The following is a 3,033-nucleotide window of genomic DNA, read 5'->3' as shown; positions in this document are numbered from 1 at the left end:
CCAGAACATGGCGGTATCGCTGTTCGAGCACGAGCTGATCAAAACTACTCTGCCGAAAGCCAAAGAGCTGCGTCGCGTTGCCGAGCCGCTGATTACTCTGGCTAAAGAAGACAGCGTTGCCAACCGTCGTCTGGCCTTCGACCGTACTCGTTCGAAAGCCATCGTCGGCAAGCTGTTCAACGACCTGGGCAAGCGCTACGCCACCCGTCAGGGCGGTTACCTGCGTATCCTCAAGTGCGGTTTCCGCGCGGGCGACAACGCTCCGATGGCTTATGTTGAGCTGGTCGACCGTCCGGTCGGCGGCGCAGTAGAAGCTGCCGAGTAAGTTGCAGGTTGTAGAAAGAACCGGGCCTAGGCCCGGTTTTTTTATCTGTGCTATGGCTAATATTCCGCACGCGGCGTTCGATATCATGTTCGTGGCGAGGCTAGGGTAAGGTTCCCTGCGCCACATGAGCGCCGGACTGCTTCCCGCCTTGGTGTTCGTGGCCATGGCCGCGCTGGCGTTCGCTACCGGCTCTGCCTGGCGCATCTACGTGGTGACCATTCCCATCGTGATGCCGCTGGCCAATTCCCCGTATGCCAATATCCCGCTGGTGATCGGCGCCGTGCTTTCGGCGTCGGCCTTCAGCAGCCAGGCCTGCTTCTACAGCGACTCGACCGTCCTCGCCGTCCAGGGCGCGGGTTGCAACCTGGTCAGCCATGCGCTGACCCAGCTGCCCTACACCTTGATTGCCGCAGGCCTGGCCTTCGTCGGCTTCCAGTTCGTTGCCTGAGTCTGGCGAGCGGAAAAACGGGTTCTGGCGGGCCGTTTTTTGTGGGGACGATGAAAGATAAAAACTATCGGGCCGTTACGCTTCATAAATTGGTTGGTCTATCGAAGCGGGTCTAGTCTTGTTCTATCGTCGGCCGCAGTCGATGGGACCGACCCGCTGAGGAGAGAGGAGAGAGCAATGTCGAACCAAGGTAAATGCCCGTTCCATCATGTCGCTGGCGGCGGTACTACCAACAGGGATTGGTGGCCGAACCAGTTGCGTGTGGATCTGCTGAATCAGCACTCTGAAAAGTCCAACCCGCTGGGCGAGAAGTTCAACTACGCCGACGAATTCAAGAAGCTCGACTACAAGGCGCTCAAGGCGGACCTGGTTAAGCTGATGACCGACAGCCAGGACTGGTGGCCGGCCGACTTCGGTCACTACGGTCCGCAGATGATCCGTATGGCCTGGCATGCTGCCGGCACCTACCGCACCACCGACGGTCGCGGCGGCGGCGGCCGCGGGCAGCAGCGTTTCGCACCGCTGAACTCCTGGCCGGACAACGTCAATATCGACAAGAGCCGCCGCCTGCTGTGGCCGATCAAGCAGAAGTACGGCCAGAAGATTTCCTGGGCCGATCTGATCATCCTCGCCGGCAACGTGGCCCTCGAGTCCATGGGCTTTCGTACCTTCGGCTTTGGCGCCGGTCGTGAAGACGTTTGGGAGCCGGACCTGGATGTGAACTGGGGCGCGGAGATGGCTTGGCTCGGCGTCGATCCGGAGCGGGTCAAGGACGACCGCGAACTGAGCGCGCCGTTCGGCGCCACCCACATGGGGCTGATCTACGTGAACCCGGAGGGGCCGAACGCCAGCGGCGACTATATGCTCGCGGCCAAGGACATCCGCTCCACCTTCGGTCGCATGGCCATGGACGACGAGGAGACCGTCGCCCTGATCGCCGGCGGCCACTCCTTCGGCAAGGCCCACGGTGCCGCCCCCGAGTCGCACAAGGGCCCTGAGCCCGAGGCTGCGCCGCTGGAGGCGCAGGGCCTTGGCTGGCTCAGCGACTTCGGCAGCGGTCACGGCAAGGACAGTATCTCCAGTGGCATCGAAGTCACCTGGACCCAGACCCCGAAACAGTGGAGCAACAACTTCTTCGAGAACCTGTTCAAGTATGAGTGGGAGCTGACCCAGTCGCCGGCCGGCGCCAAGCAGTGGGTCGCCAAGGATGCCCCGGAGATCATTCCGGACGCCCATGTGCCGGGCAAGTTCCACAAGCCCACCATGCTCACCACCGACCTGACCCTGCGCTTCGATCCGGAGTTCGGCAAGATCTCCAAGCGCTTCCTGGATGATCCACAGGCCTTCGCCGACGCCTTCGCCCGCGCCTGGTACAAGCTGATCCACCGCGACATGGGGCCCAAGGCCCGCTACCTCGGCCCGGAAGTACCGAAGGAGGATCTGATCTGGCAGGACCCGCTGCCGGCCGCTACGCATAGCCCCAGCGCCGCCGATATCGCCGACCTCAAGACGAAGATCGCCGCCTGCGGGCTGTCGGTGGGCGATCTGGTCTCGGTGGCCTGGGCCTCGGCCTCGACCTTCCGCGGCGGTGACAAGCGCGGCGGCGCCAACGGTGCGCGCCTGGCCCTGGCCCCGCAGAAGGATTGGGAGGTCAACCAGCGCGCGATCAAAGCCCTGGCCAAGCTGGTGGAGATCCAGAAGGCGTCCGGCAAGGCCTCGCTGGCCGATGTCATTGTGCTGGCCGGTAATGTCGGGGTGGAGCAGGCCGCCAAGGCGGCCGGCGTGAGCGTGGATGTGCCCTTCGCCCCGGGACGGGTCGACGCCCGCCAGGACCAGACCGACGTCGAATCCTTCGACTTGCTCGAGCCCTTCGCCGACGGTTTCCGCAACTACCGCAAGGGCAAGCTCGGTGTGCCGACCGAGGCCATGCTGGTGGACAAGGCGCAGCTGCTGACTCTGAGCGCGCCTGAGCTGACCGCGCTGGTTGGCGGCCTGCGGGTGTTGGGCGCCAACCACGATGGCAGCCAGCATGGGGTGTTCACTGACCAGGTCGGCGTGCTCAGCAATGACTTCTTCGTCAATCTGCTGGACATGGGCATCGAGTGGAGCGCGGCGGATGCCGAGGCGGAGCTGTTCGAGGGCAAGGAGCACAAGAGTGGCCAGGTGAAGTACAGCGGCACCCGCAACGACCTGATCTTCGGCTCCAACTCGGTGCTGCGTGCCCTGGCCGAGGTCTACGCCAGCGCCGACGCCAAGGAGA

3 protein-coding genes are annotated in these 3,033 nt (G+C 63.7%); all 3 read left to right on the top strand.

Features of this window, described 5'->3' with window-relative positions; all coding sequences use genetic code 11:
• Nucleotides 1-7 precede the first annotated feature (7 nt).
• The gene (rplQ, locus tag V6M52_RS12425; protein WP_442881858.1) at nucleotides 8-325 is read left to right on the top strand and encodes a 50S ribosomal protein L17; all 318 of its coding nucleotides are present in this window, start codon (nucleotides 8-10) and stop codon (nucleotides 323-325) included.
• Nucleotides 326-449: 124 nt separating this feature from the next.
• Nucleotides 450-773 carry a Na+/H+ antiporter NhaC family protein gene (locus V6M52_RS12420; RefSeq protein WP_332701253.1) on the top strand — a complete coding sequence of 108 codons (324 nt, stop codon included), beginning with the start codon at nucleotides 450-452 and terminating at the stop codon, nucleotides 771-773.
• A gap of 177 nt (nucleotides 774-950) precedes the next feature.
• On the top strand, nucleotides 951-3,033 hold a 2,083-nt coding region (katG, locus tag V6M52_RS12415), incomplete at its 3' end, for a catalase/peroxidase HPI (RefSeq protein ID WP_332701252.1).

Origin of the sequence: Devosia sp. (assembly GCF_036676215.1) — a bacterium.
Taxonomy (GTDB): domain Bacteria; phylum Pseudomonadota; class Alphaproteobacteria; order Rhizobiales; family Devosiaceae; genus Devosia.
The sequence above is the reverse complement of the archived record's forward strand: the minus strand, read 5'-3'. Positions and strand labels throughout refer to the sequence as shown.